Source organism: Bradyrhizobium sp. CFUWI, from assembly GCF_056429085.1.
On record NZ_JBWJZE010000016.1, the window covers coordinates 40,324 to 59,588 of the forward strand.

A 19,265-nucleotide genomic window follows, 5' to 3' on the forward strand; every position below is an offset into this window, starting at 1 on the left:
CGAGCGGGGCGAGGTGAAGCAACAGCCCGCTAGGCGCTGGCCGCCATCATCATATCCGCGGCGCCGCTCTCGATCGCCTGGATGCCGTGCTCGACGACATTGTTGCGGCCGCGGTGTTTGGCGGCGTAGAGCGCGGCGTCGGCGGCTTCGATCAGGTCGCCGGGACGCAGACTTTCGTTGGGCTTTGTCGCGGCAACGCCGATCGAGACGGTGACGATCATATGGGCCGAGGTGATGTGCGGCAGACACAGCTTCAGCACCGTCGCGCGCACCTGTTCGCCGATCTTCACGGCGCGAGCCACATCGGTGTTCGGCAGCAACAGGCAGAATTCCTCGCCGCCATAGCGTGCCGCAAAGCCCATCGTGTCGGCGGCGATGCCGGACAGCGATTCGCCGAGCCTGGTCAGGCAGGAATCGCCTTCGAGATGACCATAGGTGTCGTTGAACAGCTTGAAATGGTCGACGTCGATCATCAGAAGCGCGAGGTCGCTGCCATATTGCTGCGCGCGCATCCATTCGAAGTCGAGCCGGCTCTGGAAGCCGCGGCGGTTGGCGAGGCCGGACAGCATGTCGATCGAGGCCATCACCGTCAGCCGGTCGTTGCTCGCGATCAGCTCGCGTTCGCGCTGGCTCAGTTGCGCGGCCATCGCGTTGAAGGCGCGGGCCAGCGGCACGAACTCGGCCGGCAGGCGATTGCGCGCGGCGCGGGCCGACAGATCGCCCTCGCCGAGGCGCTTGGCCATGTCGACGAGCATCTCGATCGGCTTGATGACGAGCTTCTCGGCAGCGATCAGCGCGCCGAGCAGGACGAACACGACGACGAAAGCGAGCTGGAGATAGGCGGTGCGGATGTCGCGGCTGACCGCCGCCGACACCTTGTCTTCGTCGATGCTGGCAATCAGGCGGGCATTGGTGCCGGCGATACGGATGTAGCTGACCGCGCGGCGCGAGCCGTCGGCGGCGAGGAAAGACAGTGAGCCCTCGTCCTGGTCCGACCGCAGCGCCCGGTCGGCGATGGCCGCCATCAGCGGCATGCTGTCGAGGGGACGACCGATCGAGCTGTGCTGATCGGCCGGTGCGGCCAGCACGGTGCCTGCGCTGTCGACCAGCACGGCGGTGATACCGGCGCGACCGCCCAGATTGCTCATCACCTTCGACATCCAGTCGAGGTTGACCGTGGCGAGCACGACGGCGTCGGCGACGCCGCTGAACGCGGACACCGGGTAAACCGCCATCACGGTCGGCGTCGGTGCCGGGCGCGACAGGATGAAATCGCTCAGCACGAAGCGGCCGCTCTCCTGGGCCTGCTGAAAATAGGGCCGGTCGCTGAGGTCGAGGCCGACATACATGTTGTTGGTGGCGCATTGGATGCGTCCGTCCTGGCCCGCGATCAAGAGCGTGCGGATCCAGGGCAGGTTCGACGGCAGGCTCGCGCGCAGCACGTCGCAGCTCTTGGTGACGCCGCCGGCGGAGGCGCGGATGAAAGCTTCCGCTTTCAGGATGGTCTCGACCGACGAGATCACCTCGCGTTGCGCATCGGCGCTATGTCTTGCGATGGTGGTGAATTCGGCCGTGGCCTGCGCGATCTGCCGCGCGCGGGTGTCCTCGAGCGAGCGGATACGCTCGAACATCAAGGGCGCCACCAGAATCACCGCAAGCAGCGCCAGCCGCGCCCGGATTCCGAGAACCTGCTTGAGTTTCGCCCGCTTGCGGTTGAGACTTATGCTTGCCATCTTCGTTACCCACCCCGCAGGGCAAGGTAAAGCGAAGGGTTCAAAAACTCTTTCTTGAACTCGGTAAAATTAGACTTACCTCGGTTAGGACTACAGCCAATCGACGTCATGACAGAAGCCAACGCCGCGCCGGTAACCGGCCATTCACCAAACGCGCTCGCCGCGGTCGAAGTCGAAATCGCCCGCGCCTGCAAGGATGCGCGGCGCGACCGCGCATCCGTGACGCTGATCGCCGTGTCCAAGACTTTCGCCGCGGATGCCATTACCCCGATCATCGAGGCCGGACAGCGCGTATTCGGCGAGAATCGGGTGCAGGAGGCCAAGGGCAAGTGGCCCGCGTTAACGTCTGTTTACCCGGGCATCGCGCTGCATCTGATCGGACCGCTGCAATCCAACAAGGCGAAAGAGGCGGTCGCGTTGTTCGATGCCATCCACTCGGTGGACCGTCCGAGCATTTGCCAAGCGTTAGCCAAGGAAATCGAATCCCAGAACAAGCACCCGCAGCTCTTCGTCCAGATCAACACCGGTGAAGAGCCGCAGAAGGCCGGCGTGGCGCCGGGCGAAGCCGACGCCTTCCTCGCCAGCTGCCGCGACACCTATGGGCTGACGATCTCCGGGTTGATGTGCATCCCGCCGGTCGACGAACCGCCGGCGGCGCATTTCGCGCTGACCGCCAAGATTGCCGCGCGCAATGGATTGACCAATCTCTCGATGGGCATGAGCGCGGATTTCGCCACCGCGATCATGCTGGGTGCCACCCATGTACGTGTGGGCAGTGCGATCTTCGGGCATAGGTGATTGTCGTAAGCGAGGGCCGTGCCACAACCGAACTCTTGAGTTCGTCATTGCGAGCGTAGCGAAGCAATCCAGGATTTTTCCGCGGAGGTAGTCTGGATTGCTTCGTCGCAAGGGCTCCTCGCAATGACGGCGGAGCTGACTACGCAAATCCCACCGACACTTTGCCCAGCACCCCAAAGTCCACCGCAAGATGATCGCCGGCCGCAATCGGCAGCGGCGGATGGCACGTGCCGGTGGTCACCACCTGCCCTGCCCGCAAGGTGATGCCGAGCCCGGAGAGCTCATTGGCAAGCCAGGCGAGCGCGGCGCGGGGGTCGCCGAGCACGTTCTTGCCGTGGCCGGCATAGCGCTCGCCGCGCAGCGTGATCTGTGGCCGCTCCTCGACGAGATCCATCGCGCGCCAATCTGCAGCGGTCGCCGCGCCCAGCACGAACAGATGCGCGCAGGCATTGTCGGCAATCAGCTGCGCTTCGCCGGCCCGGGCGAAATCGGCAAAGCGCGAATCCGGAATCTCGATCGCGGGATGGAAGCTGTCGACGGCGGCCAGCACCTCGAAGGCCGTGTACGACGCTGCGCGCGGGGGCAGATCGCGTCCCATCCGGAAGGCGAATTCAGGCTCGCCGACGCGCATCTCGTTGCCCTTCATCGACGCAGTCCCGCCGTCGGCAATGAGCGTGTCGCTCATGATGCGGCCGGCCAGCGGTCCCGTGACATTGATGTGCTGCTGTCCTGATACGCTGGTGGCTGCGATCTTCCAGCCGAACAGCTTTCCAGGCGAGTGGGTCTCGAGCGCAGCCTGGATGGCGTAGCCCTCGGTGCGGCTCTGTGGCCGCAACCGCGCTTCCAGCGCGTCAAGCTTGGAGCCGTCGCGCCAATGTTGAACGAGCACGCGCGAAGCGGCCGCGATCTGATCCCTGTCGAGCATGCATCCTCACCCGATGATGATTTTCGTTCGCGGGCCCAGGCGCCGCAGCAATTGCAGCATCGCCGATTTCGTCATCGAGACGCAGCCCGCGGTCGGACCGAAATTGTCGCGGGCCAAGTGCAGGAATACCGCGCTGCCACGGCCGGCGATCCGTGGCCGCGTGTTGTGGTCGATCTCGATGATGAAGTCATAGAGATGGTCGGTGCGCTTGAGCCGGTCGCCGCCCTGCCCTTCGCTCAGCCGGATTCCCTGGTTGTAATGGCGGTCTCGGGGATCCTCGCACCAGGCGTCCTCGCCAGTGATGATCCGGGCCGGCAGGAAGCTTTGCGGGCGGCTGTGCCGGTCCCCCCGCCACCACAATCGCCGGGGGCGGAAGCTGCCCCTGGGGGTGCCGCCGTCGCCCTCGCGCTTGTTGGCGAGGATGCCGCCCCGCCCCAGCGCGACCGGAATGGTCAGCGATCCCGCCGTCAGCCAGCCTCGCCTGGGATTGCCGGCGGCAGGCTTAACGCGGATCGCGGAGAGCGGCCCGGCACTTCGATTCATGGTGTAACCGACTGAAGCAGCTCTGTTTTTCATGTGAACGTGCAATGTCGAATTCATTACAGGACATTCATCAAAACGCCCTGCTATTCTGGGTTAGAGTGGTTCTGGCTTGTGAATCGGTGCCAGCCCACTACTTCAACACGAACAACAATAACAACAGCGACCCCTAAACTTCCCCTCACGGCTGGGTGCGGCATGGATGCGCGCCGAGCCGGACCCCAAAAGGATGACCCCCTATGGCCAATGCCCGCAAGATCCTGATCGTGGATGACGATACCGATCTGCGCGATACGTTGGTGGAGCAATTATCGCTACACGAAGAATTCGAAGCCTCCGCCGTCGATACCGGCGCCAAGGGCGCGAGCGCCGCCAAGGCCAATGCCCCCGATCTCGTTCTGATGGATGTCGGCCTGCCCGACACCGACGGCCGTGAGGTGGTCCGCTCCCTGCGCAAGGGCGGCTTCAAGGCCCCGATCATCATGCTGACCGGGCACGACACCGATTCCGACACGATTTTGGGGCTGGAATCCGGCGCCAACGATTATGTGGCCAAGCCCTTCCGCTTCGCTGTCCTGCTGGCCCGCATTCGCGCCCAGCTCCGCCAGCACGAGGCCAGCGAGGACGCGGTGTTCTCGGTCGGCCCCTATTCCTTCCGTCCCGGCTCGAAAATGCTCACCGCAGCCAATGCGCGCAAGGTGCGGCTGACGGAGAAGGAAACCGCCATCCTCCGCTTCCTCTACCGGGCCGGCCAGATGCCGGTCTCCCGCGAGACCCTGCTCCAGGAGGTCTGGGGCTATAATTCCGGCGTCACCACCCACACGCTGGAAACCCACATCTACCGCCTGCGCCAGAAGATCGAGAAGGACGCCGCCAACCCGGAAATCCTGGTCACGGAAGCCGGTGGCTACAAGCTGGTGCCGTGATACGCTCGAAGGGCGTGCGAATCGTTTTAGATCGCATGCCCTTGAGCCTCGGATCTGAATGTCAATCGACGACGACGTTGCGCTTCTCGAGCGGGTCCCGACACTGCGCCTGTTGGGCGACGCCTCGTTGCGCATGCTGGCGATCGGCTCCGAGCAGCGCGACTTCGTCCGCGGCGATACCTTGTTCAATCTCGGCGATGATGCCGATGCCGGCTTCGTGGTGCAGCGCGGCGCCTTCCGGGTCGAGGACGGCGCCGGCGCCGAGATGATCGCCGGTCCCGGCGCGTTGATCGGCGAGCTCGCGCTGGTGGTGCCGATGAAGCGGCCGTCGAGCGCGATCGCGCTGGAGCATTCCTCCGTCATCCGCGTCGCCCGCAGCCTGTTTCAGCGCGTGCTTGAAAGCGACCCCGCCGCCGCCGTGCGTCTGCGCGACGAATTCGCGGTGCGCTCCAGCCAGATCGCCAGCGACATATTGATGGCAGGCGCGAAGCTGACGTCGTAGCCCCTGTCATTCCGGGTTCGCGCTACGCGCGCCCCGGAATGACGGCAGGCGCTACACCTCCAGCGTCACCGTCACGGGCACGTGGTCCGATGGCCGCTCCCAGCTCCGCGCATCGCGCAGGATCTTGAAATCGCTGACCGCGTCCTTCAACGCGCGCGAGACCCAGATGTGATCGAGCCTGCGGCCGCGGTCACCGACGGTCCAGTCGGGCGAGCGGTAGCTCCACCACGTATAGACCTTCTCGGACATCGGAATGCGGTCGCGCGCGACGTCGACCCATTCGCCGGCTTCGAGCGCGGCCTTGAGCTTCTCGGTTTCCACCGGCGTATGCGAGACCACCTTCAGCAGCTGCTTGTGCGACCACACGTCGTTCTCGTGCGGGGCGACGTTGAGATCGCCGACCAGGATGTGGCGATCCTCCCCGCGCGGATGCAGCGGCTCGCACGCCTTCATCTCGTCGAGGAAGCGGAGCTTGTGGTCGAACTTCTCGTTCAGCGCGGGATCGGGAATGTCGCCGCCGGCGGGCACGTAGAAATTATGCAGCACCAGCGGCCTTGCGATTTGAGCCTTCTCGCCGAACGAGACGGAGATGTGGCGCGAATCCACCTTGTCGCAGAAGGTGCGGATATCCTTCGAGTCGAACGGAATCTTCGAGACGATGGCGACGCCGTGATAGCCCTTCTGCCCGTTCAGCGCGACGTGCTCATAGCCGAGTCGCTTGAAGCGCTTCATCGGAAAGGCGTCGTCGATGCACTTGGTCTCCTGCAGGCACAGCACGTCCGGCCGCGCGCTCTTGAGGAATTTCGCGACCAGATCGATGCGCAGCCGCACCGAATTGATGTTCCAGGTTGTGAGGGAAAGACGCATGGGAAATGCGTCTTAGCATGGATCGGCGCGGAGAAAATGCTTGTCCACAACGAGCTCTCGTAGGGTGGGCAAAGCGAAGCGTGCCCACGTGCCTGCCATGAGGTGAGAGATGGTGGGCACGGCGCAAACGCGCCTTTGCCCACCCTACGGCAGCGGAGCGCTTAACCCGGCGACTGGCCGTAATTGGTGAAATCGATCTTGAACATGCTGGGATCGAGCTTCTTGCTCGAATCCAGATTGTAGACCGCGATCGTGGTGTCGTAGCCCTGCGGATCGGTGACGGTCCATTGCTTGAGCTGGCCGTCCTTGGCTCCGAACATCAGCAGCAAGCGGCTGGTGCCGACCAGCGCCTGCTTCTCCTCGATCGTGACGCTGACGAAGACGTCGTCGGCGGAGACGTTGACGACGTTGGTGTCCTTCATCAGGTCGATGCGGTCGGACAAAAGGAAGCGCAGCGGCGTCTGCGACAGCGGATAGACATCCTGCGTCGCAAGCTTGCGGTCGCGCACCACCAGGGACGATCCGTCGGCGACGATGTCGATCGGGCTCGGCGCATCATATTCGAAACGCACCTTGCCCGGCTTCTGAATGTAGAAATCGCCCTGCGTCTTGCTGCCGTCGGGGCCGACCTGGACGAAATTTCCGACCAGCGTCTGCAGCGACGACAGATAAGCGCTGACCTTGGCCGCCTGCGCCTTCTGGTTGGCATCGAAGGTCTGGAAGATGCTGCTCGGCACGTTGCGGCGCGGATCCGGGATCACCGGAGTGGGTGGCGTCTGCGTTGCGCCGGTGACAGCGGGTCCACCGCCTCCGGATTGAGCACCATCGCGGCCCTTCGGCGCCGGCTTTGGCACCGGCACGGTCTGCGCAAACGACGTCGCGGTCACCATCGCGGCAGTGACGAGCAGCACGCCAGCCACGCGCGCGCTTCTCGCAGCGATGGTGGCAGCGAATCGAATGTCCGGATGTCTTTCCAACGCGTCGTCCTGTATGGCTGGGCGCCTTTTTAGCGTGATTTCGGGCAAAAGCAGATATCGATTTTGCGTGAAATGATGTTTTGAGGCGACCGCCTCACATATGGCTGTCTTCTTCCTCGACCAGAATCTCGCGCTTGCCGGCGTGGTTGGCGGGTCCGACGATGCCTTCCAGTTCCATGCGCTCCATCAGCGATGCGGCGCGGTTATAGCCGATTTGCAGGCGGCGCTGGATATAGCTGGTCGAGGCCTTGCGGTCGCGCTTGACGATCGCAACGGCCTGCTGGAAGAGATCGCCGCCGCCGTCCGCACCCATGCCGCTGGCGTCGAACACGGCTCCGCCGTCCTCGTCCTCGCTGGGCTCTTCGGCGGTCACTGCCTCGAGATATTCCGGTTGCCCCTGCGTCTTGAGGTGACGCACCACTTTCTCGACTTCCTCGTCGGACGCAAAGGGTCCGTGCACGCGGCTGATGCGGCCGCCGCCGGCCATGTAGAGCATGTCGCCCTGGCCGAGCAGCTGCTCGGCGCCCATCTCGCCCAGGATCGTGCGGCTGTCGATCTTGGACGTCACCTGGAAGGCGATGCGGGTTGGGAAGTTCGCCTTGATGGTGCCGGTGATGACGTCGACCGACGGACGCTGCGTCGCCAGGATCACGTGCAGGCCGGCGGCGCGCGCCATCTGCGCCAGGCGCTGCACCGCGCCTTCGATGTCCTTGCCGGCGACCATCATCAGGTCGGCCATTTCGTCGACGATGATGACGATGTAGGGCAGCGGGTCGAGCGAGAGCTTCTCTTCCTCGTAGATCGCCTTGCCGGTCTCCTTGTCGAAGCCGGTATGCACCGTGCGCGTCGGCTCCTCGCCCTTGGCCTTCAGCTCGAGCAGGCGCGTGTTGTAGCCGTCGATGTTGCGCACACCGAGCTTGGCCATGTTCTTGTAGCGCTCTTCCATCTCGCGCACGGCCCATTTCAGCGCGACCACCGCCTTCTTCGGGTCGGTCACGACGGGCGTGAGCAGATGGGGAATGCCGTCATAGACGGAGAGTTCGAGCATCTTCGGATCGACCATGATCAGGCGGCACTGGTCCGGGCGCAGCCGGTAGACCAGGCTGAGGATCATGGTGTTGATGGCGACCGATTTGCCCGAGCCGGTGGTGCCGGCGATCAGCATGTGCGGCGTGCGCGCGAGGTCGATGATGACGGGATCGCCGCCGATGGTCTTGCCGAGGCACAGCGGCAGCTTCGCCACCGTCTCGGTCGCTTCCTTCGCGACCAGCAGTTCGCGCAAATAGACCTTCTCGCGATGCGCGTTCGGCAATTCGATGCCGATGGCGTTGCGGCCCGGCACGACGGCGACGCGCGCCGACAGCGCGCTCATCGAGCGGGCGATGTCGTCGGCAAGTCCGATCACGCGGGACGATTTGATGCCCGGCGCGGGCTCCAGCTCGTACAGCGTGACGACCGGGCCCGGATTGGCTTTCACGATCTCGCCGCGCACGCCGAAATCCTGCAGCACGCCTTCGAGCGAGCGCGAATTGGTCTCCAGCTCGGCCTTGCTGAGCGGCTGGCGATCGCCGGCCTTCGGCGCGGCCAGCATGGAGACGGAGGGAAGATCGAACTTGTCGGAGGACTTCTTGGCAGGAGCCTTCGGCGCAGCCTTCTTGCGCGGGGCGCGCGCGACGGGCTCCTCCTCCTCCTCCTCTTCTTCCTCGTCCTCGTGCTGATCCTCGTAGTCCTCGTCTTCGGATTGCGGCGAGATCGGGGGCGCGGCGCGGCCGCCGCCGAGATTCGGCTCCTGGCGGTTGAACGCCACGGCCTTGGCCTTCGGTCCGCTCGAGACCAGCGAACGGTAGGCGGCACCACACAGCCAGATCAGCCGCGCCTTCGTGCTCATCAGCGCATGGAACAGCCAGCCCAGCGACACCGAGCCTCGATCGCCCTCCTCGTCTTCGTCGAGCGGCTTGTCGTCGTCCTCGATCTCGGTGTGCTCCTCGTCCTGCTCACGGGCGCCAAGACCGCAGGCGATCAGGAAGGTCGCGGCCATTGCGGCGAACAGGATCGTGCCGAGCACGATGCGGTAGATCGTGCCGGCGGGTCCGAAAATCACCGCGGGCGCGCGCACCAGGGCGTCGCCGACCACGCCGCCGAGGCCGGTTGGCAGCGGCCATGCGCCGCCATGCGGCCAGCAGCTGACGAAGCCCGCCGCGAGCACCGCGCAGAGAACCCAGGAGCCGAGCCGCAGCGCTTCGCGGTCGAACGGGCGATGCGTCATCATGCGCCAGCCCCAGACCGCGACGGTCAGGACCAGCATGATGGCGCCGAGCCCGAGGATCTGCATCGCGAGATCGGCGCCGATCGCGCCGGCATAGCCGAGGATGTTGCGGATCGGCCGCGAGGTGGCGTGGCTGAGGCTGGGATCCTGCACCGACCAGGTCATCAGCGCGGCCGAGGCAAGGCCCGCGAGCGCGATCAGGCCGAGGCCGGTGAGCTCGCGCATGCGCCGCGCCAGACCCTCGCGGATCGATGGCGGCAGATGGCCGACCAGTGGAATGACGCGTTCGATTGCCGACATGCTCAGGGGCCCGCCTAACCCAGAGTCTCGACCAGGCGATGCAGCGCCTGCGCCGTGGTCTCGCTGTCCTGCACCAGTGCGAGGCGAATGTAGCCTGCGCCGGGATTGAATCCGTCAGGCTGCTGCCGCGCCAGGAAGCTGCCGGGCACCACGCGGACGCCGGCTTCCCTGAACAGCTTGAGCGTCACGGACACGTCGTCGCCGATCGCGGACGTATTGAGCCAGACGCAGAAGCCGGCATCGGGGCGACGATAGCCGTAACGGTTACCGATGATCTGGTCGGCGAGATCGAACTTGATCCGGTACAGCCTGCGGTTCTCCTCGACATGCGCTTCGTCGCCGTAGGCAAACGTCGCGACATGCTGGAGCGGCACCGGCACCTGCGGCGCGGCAATGTTGCGCAGCTCCAGGAACATGCCGATGAACGTCTTGTCGCCGGCGGCGAAGCCGACGCGCAGGCCCGGCAGGTTCGAGCGCTTCGACAACGACTGGAACGCGGCCACGCGGGTGAAATCGGGGCCGGCACATTCGAGCGCGCTGCCCGGTGCTTCGCGGGTGTAGATCTCCGAATAGCATTCGTCGCTGAGGATCATGAAGCCGTAGCGATCGGCGAGGCGCTTCAGCCGCGTGAAGTAGTCGCGCGAGGCGACCGAGCCCTGCGGGTTGGCCGGCGAGGCCAGGTAGAACGCCACGGTGCGCGCCAGCGTCGCCTCGTCGATGGCGTCGAGATCGGGCAGGAAGCCGTTTTCGATCGTGGTCGGCAGATAGACCGGCTCGCAGGCTGCAGCCAGGGCGCCGGCACCGTAGACCGGATAGAACGGGTTCGGCATCAGGATGGCGGGCGTGCCGGGTCGCGGGCCGACGTAGCGCTTCGCCGCAAGGGCGGCAAGGAACAGCCCCTCGCGGCTGCCATTGAGGACGAGAATCTCGCTTTTGGGGTCGAGCGGCCGCGGCAGCTCGAAACGCGACGACAGCCAGGCGCTTGCTGCCTGGCGGAACGGGTCGGTGCCCTGGTTCATCGGGTAACGGCCGAAATCGGCGATGTGCTTGGCCAGCACCGGTCCGACGAAATCAGGCACGGGATGCTGTGGTTCGCCGACCGCGAGCGAAATCAAGGGCTTGCCTGGCTGATGCGGCGCCAGCAGCTCGTTCAGCCGGACGAAGGGCGAGCGTTCGTTGCTGGAGCTTCCACCGGCCTGCGGCGCGCGGGATGAAGCGGTCATGACCATTCTGGGCGCCAGTACTCTTGGAACGGCCGGTCGCGCACCACGGCGCCGGCGGGAAGCGGTTCAGTTCACCATAGATAGGGCGAGGTTAAGACGCGATTAACCATCGGCCGCCGCCTCCGTCCAGAGCAGGAATATTGAGGCCGGATCACAACGGGATGCGGCTGCCGTTGGGGCTGGTTGCTCACCTCTCCCGCTTGCTTGCGGGAGAGGTCGCGCCGAAGGCGCGGGTGAGGGTTCTTTCCGCATAGGGACTGTCCCTATGTTGAGACACCCTCTCCCCGGTCCTCCCCCGCAAGCGGGGGAGGGAGAGCACCGCCATCGCGGCCTCAGCGGCCCGGCAGCTTCTCGAAAGTCTTCATCCCCGCGGGGATCGTATGAAACTCCTGGATGTCGCAGGTGTAGATCGCCATCTGCGGCTGGAACTGCTTTGGCTCATCCAGCGTGCCGACCTTCACGATCATCGCCGCCAGGCCCGGGACCTTGGTCACCAGATGGGTGCCGCATTCGGCGCAGAATTCGCGCGTGACGGCGCGTTCGAGGTCCTTGCGAGTGAACTGCTTGGGCTGTCCCAGGATGTAGCTGAAGCCGGCCGCCGGCATCGCGATGAAGGTGTTGGGCGCGCCGCCCGAGATGTACTGGCACTCGCGGCAATGACACTGGGCCTGCATCATCGGATCGCCCTCGGCCACGTAGCGCACTTCGCCGCAATAGCATCCGCCTTCCAAACGCATGACGACCTCCCCGATTGTTGGTTCTTGTGGTCGATATTTCCGCGCCGGCGGCGCGGAATGGCAATCGTTTTCTTCTGCGTCCCGACCAAAAAGAAAGGGGCTCCAGCTTGCGCTGGAGCCCCTCGACGGTCAGGGCATTGCCGGGTATGTGCCCGAACCGTAGTTCTGGGCGCGATCCCCGAAGGAGACCGCGCCCGGGAGGAGTCACATGTTGTAGGCGCGCTCGGTGTGCTCGGTGATGTCGAGACCTTCACGCTCGCTTTCGACATTGGTGCGCAGACCGACGATCACGTCGACGACCTTGTAGAGGATCGCCGAGCCGACGCCCGACCACACCAGCGTGGTGACGACGGCCTTGATCTGGGCCAGCATCTGCACGGCGAAGTCGTAATCGGCGACCTTCGGCGGGATCGCGGTGTAGTCGATGATGCCGGCACCGCCGAGGGCGGGGTTGACGAGAATGCCGGTGCCGAGGGCGCCGACGATGCCGCCGATGCAGTGCACGCCGAACACGTCGAGGCTGTCGTCATAGCCCAGCGCGTTCTTCACGACGGTGCAGAAGAACATGCAGACCACGCCGACGACCAGGCCGAGGACGATCGCGCCCATGACACCGGAGAAGCCGGCGGCAGGGGTGACGGCCACGAGGCCCGCGACAGCGCCGGAGATCACGCCGAGCACCGACGGATGACCCTTGATGATCCACTCCGCGAACATCCACGACAGCGCGGCGGCCGCGGTGGCGACGAAGGAGTTGGTCATGGCAAGCGCAGCGCCGCCGCTGGCTTCGAGGTTGGAGCCGGCGTTGAAGCCGAACCAGCCGACCCAGAGCAGCGAGGCGCCGATCATCGACATCGTCAGCGAGTGCGGGGCCATTAGCTCCTTGCCGTAACCGACACGCTTGCCGATCAGGAGAGCACCGACGAGGCCTGCGATGCCGGCGTTGATGTGCACCACGGTGCCGCCGGCGAAGTCGATCGCACCCATCTTGAAGATCCAGCCGGCGTCGGCGTTGATCTCGTCGAGCTTGGCCTGCGCCGCGGTCTTTGCCGCCGCGTCAGTGGCCGCGGCGAGCGCCTTGGCAGCGTCCTGGATCATGTCCGGGCCAGGCCAGTACCAGACCATGTGCGCGATCGGGAAGTAGATCAGCGTGACCCAGAGCGGGATGAAGAGGGCGATCGCCGAGAACTTCATGCGCTCGGCGAAGGCGCCGACGATGAGGGCGGGCGTGATCGCCGCGAAGGTCATCTGGAAGCACATGTAGATGAGCTCCGAGATGTTGGCATCGACCGAGAAGGTCGCGGCCTTCGAGTCGGTGGTGACGCCCATCATGAAGGCCTTGGAGAAGCCGCCGATGAAGTCGGAGCCGCCGGTGAAGGCGAGGCTGTAGCCGTACACGGCCCAGATCACGGTGACGATGCAGACGGTGTAGAACACCTGCATCAGGACGGAGAGCATGTTCTTGGAGCGGACGAGACCGCCGTAGAACAGGGCGAGGCCGGGGATCGTCATCAACAGCACCAGCACTGTCGATGTCAGCATCCAGGCGTTGTCTCCCTTGTTGACCGTTGGCTCGGCGTAGGCTGCGGTCGCAGCGAACAGGCCGACTGCGAGAGCCGCCAATCCCGCGCCATAGGGACGCTTGAACGTCATAATATTCACTCCTGCTTGGATAAGGTTGAGCGCGAAATCAGAGGGCCGCGGCATCGGCCTCGCCGGTGCGGATGCGCACCGCGTGGTCGAGGTTGATGACGAAGATCTTGCCGTCGCCGATCTGTCCGGTTTTCGCGGCGGACGTGATGGCGTCGATGGTCTTGTCGACCTGGTCGGAGGCGACAGCGACCTCGATCTTGATCTTGGGCAGGAAGCTCACGGCATATTCGGCGCCGCGATAGATTTCCGTATGGCCCTTCTGACGGCCATATCCCTTGACTTCCGTCACCGTGAGACCATGAACGCCGATGGCGGTCAGGGCGTCACGGACTTCTTCCAGCTTGAATGGCTTAATGATCGCCATAACAATTTTCATGGGTCCTATCCCCGCTTGGGCCCGGTCCGGACATGGCCGGGCGTTCTCGACTGGTTCGCCACGAGGGAGAAGTTCACTACGCGGGCACAGCCAGGACCCTTAGAATCAAATGCCGTGCCAGATCAGGCGTGTTGCCTAACGGACTATGAAGACGGGGGTTTTCGCGTTTGACGGGTATCGCGGTGCGGTGCGCTATTCCGTCGCGCCCAAAACGTGGTCACGTCTGCTCAAAATGCAAGCACGACAGGCTGCCGACACAATGTTGCTCATGTGTCGGGCAGCGAAATGGTAATTAAGTAGCGTCGGCGCTCATTGCAGGGCTTCACCGTGCTGCGAAATATCCAGCCCCTCGAGTTCCTGCTCACGGGATACGCGCAAGGGCACGAACAGGCCGACCAGCTTGAGCAGGATGAAGCTCACGCCTGCCGACCAGACGAAGGTGACGGCGACCCCGTAGAACTGGATCAGTAATTGCTGCGGATGGCCCTCGAACAGGCCGGCGGTGCCGCCGATGGCGCTGGTGGCGAACACGCCGGCGAGCAGGGTCCCGGTCAGGCCGCCGATGCCGTGGACGCCGAACACGTCGAGGGAATCGTCGTAGTCGAAGCGGTGCTTCAGCCAGGTGCAGGCCCAATAGCAAATCGCACCGGCAATGATGCCGATGACGATGCCGTGCCAGGGCGCCACGAATCCGGAGGCCGGCGTGATGGTGCCAAGCCCCGCCACCGCGCCGGAGATCATGCCGAGCACGGAGGGCTTGCGCCGCGTCGACCATTCGATCGCGCCCCAGGTCAACGCGCCGGCGCAGGCGGCGAGGTGCGTTGCGATGATCGCCATCACCGCGCGCGAATTGGCCCCGCCGGCCGAGCCGCCGTTGAAGCCGAACCAGCCGACCCACAACAGACCGGTTCCCATCACCGCAAGCGAAAGATCGAACGGCGAGAGATTTTCGCTGCCGTAGCCGTGGCGACGCCCCATTACCTTCGCTGCAACGAGGCCGCCGGTGCCGGCCGACAGGTGCACCACGAGACCGCCGGCGAAGTCGAGCACGCCCATGCTGTTGAGGAAGCCGCCGCCCCACACCCAATGCGCCAGCGGAATGTAGACGAAGATGAACCAGGCGACGGAGAACAGGAGATAGGCGGAGAACCGCATCCGGTCGGCGACCGAGCCCGCGACCAGCGCCACCGTGATGATGGCAAACGTCATCTGGTACAGCATGAACAGCGCTTCCGGGATGGTCTTCGCTGCCGGATTGACGCTGTCCAGGGTCATGCCGGCGAGAAACCAGCGGTCGAGCGTGCCGATCCACGGCCCATCGCCGACGAAGCACAGCGAATAACCGAACGCGACCCAGAGAATGGAGATCAGCGCGACCGCGGCGAGGCTCTGCGCCATGGTGGCGAGCACGTTCTTCTTGCGCACCATGCCGGAATAGAACAGCGCGAGGCCCGGGATTGTCATCATCAGCACCAGCGCGGTGGCGACGATCATCCAGGCGGTGTCGGCGGCGTTGATCTCACTTGCCGCGGCTTGCGCCGATGATGTCGTGACCGACACAAACCCGATCGGCGCAGCGATACACGCCGCGCGGCGCAACAATCCGGCCATCTCGTTTCCCCCGGCATAGAAATGACGTCGCACCCTATGGCCTCGTTGCCCGGTGCGATCGACGAAGACGTTATTTGGTCAGAGCGCGTCGCTGTCGGTTTCGCCGGTGCGGATGCGCAGCGCGTGGTCGATCGGCGTCACGAAGATCTTGCCGTCGCCGATCTGCCCGGTGCGCGCGGAGGCGGTGATCACGCCCACGGCCTTGTCGGCGATGTCGGAGGCGACCGCGATCTCGATGCGCAGCTTGGGCAGGAAGTTCACGACATATTCGGCGCCGCGATAAATCTCGGTGTGGCCCTTCTGGCGGCCATAGCCCTTGACCTCGGTCACCGTCATGCCGTGGACGCCGATCGCCGTCAGGGCCTGGCGGACCTCATCGAGCTTGAAGGGTTTGATGATCGCGACGACGAGTTTCATGGTCAGGCCTATTCCCCGGGATGCGCTGCGCCGCATGTGCCGGGCGCTGCGTCAATCTGGCATCTTTCCGGGCAAATGGCACAAAAAACTTGCAGACTGAAGCGGAAAAACGTTTGGCCATGTGAACGGCCGCCTCTGTACAGGGCAACCGTTCATCCTTCACAATGCATTTTTGGCATGGATGCGGTGAACCCGGGCCGGCCAGGCGGGACATAAGTATTTTGAGGGGACGCTTCATGGCGAGTTGGTTCTACGCATCCGAGGGCAAGCAGCAGGGGCCCTTTCCGGAAGGGCAATTCCGCGATCTGGTCGCCCAGGGGGTCGTGCGCCCGGACACGCTGGTGTGGACCGAGGGCATGGCCGGCTGGCAGAAGGCCGCTGAAATTCCCGGCCTGGTCGGGGGCGGCGGCGCGCCGCCGATGATGCCGGCGGGCGGCCCGCCGATGACGGGCTCCGGTGGCTATGCCGGTGGCGGAGGCGGAGGCTCGCTGGCCGTCGATTTCGGTATCCTCGAGTTCACCTGGCGCACGCTCGTGCTGGTGATCGGCTCGTGCTTCATCATCCCGGTGCCGTGGCTGTTCGTCTGGTACACGAACTGGATCGTGCCCTGCTTCAAAGTCCCGGGACGACCCAATCTCAGCTTCACCGGCAACGCGATGACGCTGGTGCCCTGGTTCTTCGGCTTCATCGCTCTGGCGATCGCCCTCGGCTTCATCGGCAGCGAGATCTTGAGCAACCTGCTGTTCGTCGCGCAGATCGTGCTCTACTGGCTGCTGATCAAATGGATGGTCGCGAACCTCGCCTCCAACGGGCAGCCGCTGGGCTTGAGCTTCACCGGCTCGGTCTGGGCCTATATCGGCTGGAATCTGCTGTTCGCGATTTCCATCATCACCATCATCGGCTGGGCCTGGGTCGCTGCAGCGCAGATGCGCTGGTTCTGCCGCAGCATCGAAGGCACGCGGCGCGAGATCGTGTTCAAGGGCAGCGGTCTCGACATCCTCTGGCGCGGGATCGTCGCTGCGATCCTGTGCAGCCTGATCATCCCGATCCCGTGGGTGTATCGCTGGATCATGAACTGGTTTGCGTCGCAGACCGTGCTCGCGCCGCGCGGCTCTCTTGGTGCATGATCCGGAATGCCTCGAACGCGAGAGAGATCTCGCGTTCGAGCTGATCATCCCTTGCGCTCGCGCACGGAGCCTTCCTGCGCGACGGAGGCGACCAATGTGCCGTCGGGCTTGAAGATGGAGCCGCGGGTCAGGCCGCGGCCGCCGCGCGCGCTCGGCGAATCCTGGGCGTAGAGCAGCCATTCGTCGGCACGGAACGGGCGGTGAAACCACATCGCGTGGTCGAGGCTCGCCGGCATCATGCGCTTGTCGAACAGCGTGCGGCCATAGCGCGCCATGATTGCGTCCAGCAGCGAGAAGTCCGAGGCGTAAGCGAGCGCGCACATGTGCAGCGCCGGATCGTCAGGCAGCTTCGCCGCGGTCTTGATCCAGACATGGATGCGGCCGTCGTCGATCTTCTGGCCGAAATAACGGCCAAGCTCGACCGGACGCAGCTCGATCGGCCGATCCGATTCATAGTAGCGGCGGATGAACTCCGGCATCTCCTTGAACATCGGCTGCTTCGCCACCTCCTCCGCCGTGAGCTTCTCCGGCGGCGGCACGTCGGGCATCTTGTCCTGGTGATCGAAGGCGCTTTCCTCCTCGGCATGGAACGAGACCATGATCGAGAAGATCGCATTGCCGTGCTGGATCGCGGTGACGCGGCGGGTCGAATAGCTCTTGCCGTCGCGCAGGCGCTCGACCTGGTAGATGATCGGAATCTGCGGGTCGCCCGGTAGGATGAAATAGCAATGCAGCGAATGCGGCAGGCGTCCCTCGACGGTGCGGCAGGCCGCCACCATCGCCTGCCCGATCACCTGACCGCCGAACACGCGCTGCCAGCTCGTCTTCGGGCTGTTGCCGCGGAACAGGTTCACCTCGAGCTGTTCGAGGTCGAGGATCGAAATGAGGTCGATCAGGCTTTTGGACATGGAATGAACTCTCAAATGTCTCGTCATTTCCGGGCATCGCGACAGCGAAGAACCCGGAATGACGGAACGAAGGGCTCGCCGCCCTCGTTTCACCGCACTGTTTCGCCCAGCTCAAGTCTGCTAGCAAGACCGAGAATTGACCAGGAATTTGGGTATGTCGGTACAGGGTAGCATTGTCATTGGTGGCGGCGCGTTTGCGGGGCTGGCCCTGGCCCTGGCGCTGCGCCAGGGGCTCGGGCCCGAGATTCCCGTCATCGTCGCCGATCCCGCGCTCGGCACGCGGCCGAGCCGCGACCCCCGCGCCACCGCGATCGTGGCCGCCTGCCGCCGCCTGTTCGAGGCGATCGGCGCTTGGGACGACGTCAGGAGCGAGGCGCAGCCGATCCTCGACATGGTCGTCACCGATTCCAAGCTGGAGGACGCCACCCGTCCGGTGTTCCTCAACTTCGCTGGCGACGTCGCGCCGGGCGAGCCGTTCGCGCATATGGTCGAGAACCGCCGCCTGATCGATGCGCTGACGGCGCGTGCGGCGGCCGAGGGCATCGACCTGCGTGCCACCATTGTGGCGTCCTATGAGGCGCGTGACGAGGGTATCGACGTGACGCTGGGCGACGGCAGTGTGATCGCCGCCAGCCTGCTGGTCGCCGCCGACGGCGCGCGGTCAAAACTGCGCGAGCGCGCCGGCATTCCGACCCATGGCTGGGAGTATGACCAGGCCGGCATCGTCGTCACCGTCGGCCACGAGCGCGATCACGAGGGCCGCGCCGAGGAGCACTTCCTGCCGGCAGGTCCGTTCGCGATCCTGCCGCTTTCGGGCAAGCGCTCCTCGCTGGTGTGGACCGAGCGCCGGGCCGAGGCCGGGCGCATCGTTGCGCTCAGCGACGAGGAATTTCACGCCGAGCTCGAACAGCGGTTCGGCCTGCATCTCGGCGAGGTGAAGGCGCTCGACAAGCCGCGCGCGTTCCCACTGTCCTATTTCGTCGCGCGCTCCTTCATCGCCACCCGCCTCGCGCTGGTCGGCGACGCCGCCCATGTCATCCATCCCATCGCGGGCCAGGGCCTCAACATGGGGCTGAAGGATGTCGCGGCGCTGGCCGAGGTCGTCGTCGATGCCGCGCGGCTCGGCATGGATATCGGCGGGGCCGACGTGCTCGAGCGCTACCAGCGTTGGCGCCGCTTCGACACCATGGCGATGGGCGTTGCCACCAACTCGCTCAACTTCCTGTTCTCGAACCAGTCGACGCTGCTGCGCACCGTCCGCGACATCGGCCTCGGCCTGGTCGACCGCGCCCCGCCGCTGAAGAACCTGTTCATCCGTCAGGCCGCCGGGCTGACCGGCGAGGTGCCAAGATTGCTGAAGGGCGAGGCGTTGTAAGGGG

At 64.9% G+C, this 19,265-nt stretch carries 18 protein-coding genes; 5 read left to right on the forward strand and 13 right to left on the reverse strand.

The window, feature by feature from the left end; genetic code table 11:
* Positions 1-29: 29 nt before the first annotated feature.
* Positions 30-1,733, reverse strand: coding sequence for a diguanylate cyclase domain-containing protein (locus tag AC066S_RS28705; protein ID WP_126256865.1), 1,704 nt, complete (start codon positions 1,731-1,733; stop codon positions 30-32).
* A 108-nt stretch (positions 1,734-1,841) separates the two neighbouring features.
* Between AC066S_RS28705 and AC066S_RS28710 the strand changes: the two genes are divergently transcribed.
* Positions 1,842-2,531, forward strand: coding sequence for a YggS family pyridoxal phosphate-dependent enzyme (locus tag AC066S_RS28710; RefSeq protein WP_478271199.1), 690 nt, complete (start codon positions 1,842-1,844; stop codon positions 2,529-2,531).
* 139 nt (positions 2,532-2,670) lie between these two features.
* Here AC066S_RS28710 and AC066S_RS28715 read toward each other — a convergent pair whose 3' ends face one another.
* Positions 2,671-3,456, reverse strand: a complete 786-nt coding sequence (locus AC066S_RS28715) for a 2-keto-4-pentenoate hydratase (RefSeq protein WP_478271200.1) — start codon at positions 3,454-3,456, stop codon at positions 2,671-2,673.
* Between the two features lie 6 nt (positions 3,457-3,462).
* Positions 3,463-3,999, reverse strand: coding sequence for a L,D-transpeptidase family protein (locus AC066S_RS28720; protein WP_235885141.1), 537 nt, complete (start codon positions 3,997-3,999; stop codon positions 3,463-3,465).
* Positions 4,000-4,235: 236 nt separating this feature from the next.
* Here AC066S_RS28720 and AC066S_RS28725 point away from each other — a divergent pair, with 236 nt between their 5' ends.
* Positions 4,236-4,922, forward strand: coding sequence for a response regulator transcription factor (locus tag AC066S_RS28725; protein WP_007598630.1), 687 nt, complete (start codon positions 4,236-4,238; stop codon positions 4,920-4,922).
* Positions 4,923-4,980: 58 nt separating this feature from the next.
* Positions 4,981-5,424, forward strand: a complete 444-nt coding sequence (locus AC066S_RS28730; protein ID WP_028133428.1) for a cyclic nucleotide-binding domain-containing protein — start codon at positions 4,981-4,983, stop codon at positions 5,422-5,424.
* Between the two features lie 51 nt (positions 5,425-5,475).
* Here AC066S_RS28730 and xth read toward each other — a convergent pair whose 3' ends face one another.
* The 9 genes from xth to AC066S_RS28775 all read right to left on the reverse strand — a co-directional run bounded on the left by xth (position 5,476) and on the right by AC066S_RS28775 (position 15,851).
* On the reverse strand, positions 5,476-6,291 hold the full coding sequence (xth, locus tag AC066S_RS28735) for an exodeoxyribonuclease III (protein ID WP_478271201.1): 816 nt from the start codon (positions 6,289-6,291) through the stop codon (positions 5,476-5,478).
* 161 nt (positions 6,292-6,452) lie between these two features.
* Positions 6,453-7,211 carry an outer membrane lipoprotein carrier protein LolA gene (locus tag AC066S_RS28740; RefSeq protein WP_135170142.1) on the reverse strand — a complete coding sequence of 253 codons (759 nt, stop codon included), beginning with the start codon at positions 7,209-7,211 and terminating at the stop codon, positions 6,453-6,455.
* Positions 7,212-7,362: 151 nt separating this feature from the next.
* Positions 7,363-9,840, reverse strand: a complete 2,478-nt coding sequence (locus tag AC066S_RS28745) for a DNA translocase FtsK (RefSeq protein ID WP_135170143.1) — start codon at positions 9,838-9,840, stop codon at positions 7,363-7,365.
* A gap of 8 nt (positions 9,841-9,848) precedes the next feature.
* Positions 9,849-11,063, reverse strand: a complete 1,215-nt coding sequence (locus AC066S_RS28750) for an aminotransferase class I/II-fold pyridoxal phosphate-dependent enzyme (protein ID WP_135170144.1) — start codon at positions 11,061-11,063, stop codon at positions 9,849-9,851.
* Between the two features lie 326 nt (positions 11,064-11,389).
* Entirely contained in the window at positions 11,390-11,794 is a 405-nt protein-coding gene (locus AC066S_RS28755; RefSeq protein ID WP_135170145.1) for a GFA family protein, read from the reverse strand.
* Positions 11,795-11,998: 204 nt separating this feature from the next.
* A complete protein-coding gene (locus AC066S_RS28760; protein WP_126256853.1) occupies positions 11,999-13,447 on the reverse strand; it encodes an ammonium transporter in 1,449 nt (482 codons plus the stop codon).
* A 37-nt stretch (positions 13,448-13,484) separates the two neighbouring features.
* A complete protein-coding gene (locus AC066S_RS28765; protein ID WP_008142813.1) occupies positions 13,485-13,823 on the reverse strand; it encodes a P-II family nitrogen regulator in 339 nt (112 codons plus the stop codon).
* Positions 13,824-14,132: 309 nt separating this feature from the next.
* Positions 14,133-15,434: an ammonium transporter gene (locus AC066S_RS28770; RefSeq protein ID WP_126256852.1), complete on the reverse strand. Its 1,302-nt coding sequence runs from the start codon at positions 15,432-15,434 to the stop codon at positions 14,133-14,135.
* A gap of 78 nt (positions 15,435-15,512) precedes the next feature.
* Positions 15,513-15,851 carry a P-II family nitrogen regulator gene (locus AC066S_RS28775; protein ID WP_027535359.1) on the reverse strand — a complete coding sequence of 113 codons (339 nt, stop codon included), beginning with the start codon at positions 15,849-15,851 and terminating at the stop codon, positions 15,513-15,515.
* Positions 15,852-16,087: 236 nt separating this feature from the next.
* Here AC066S_RS28775 and AC066S_RS28780 point away from each other — a divergent pair, with 236 nt between their 5' ends.
* Positions 16,088-16,978 carry a DUF4339 domain-containing protein gene (locus tag AC066S_RS28780; RefSeq protein WP_478271202.1) on the forward strand — a complete coding sequence of 297 codons (891 nt, stop codon included), beginning with the start codon at positions 16,088-16,090 and terminating at the stop codon, positions 16,976-16,978.
* Between the two features lie 44 nt (positions 16,979-17,022).
* Here AC066S_RS28780 and tesB read toward each other — a convergent pair whose 3' ends face one another.
* Entirely contained in the window at positions 17,023-17,886 is an 864-nt protein-coding gene (gene tesB / locus AC066S_RS28785) for an acyl-CoA thioesterase II (protein ID WP_126256850.1), read from the reverse strand.
* 154 nt (positions 17,887-18,040) lie between these two features.
* Here tesB and AC066S_RS28790 point away from each other — a divergent pair, with 154 nt between their 5' ends.
* The gene (locus AC066S_RS28790) at positions 18,041-19,261 is read left to right on the forward strand and encodes a ubiquinone biosynthesis hydroxylase (protein ID WP_478271203.1); all 1,221 of its coding nucleotides are present in this window, start codon (positions 18,041-18,043) and stop codon (positions 19,259-19,261) included.
* Positions 19,262-19,265 lie beyond the last annotated feature (4 nt).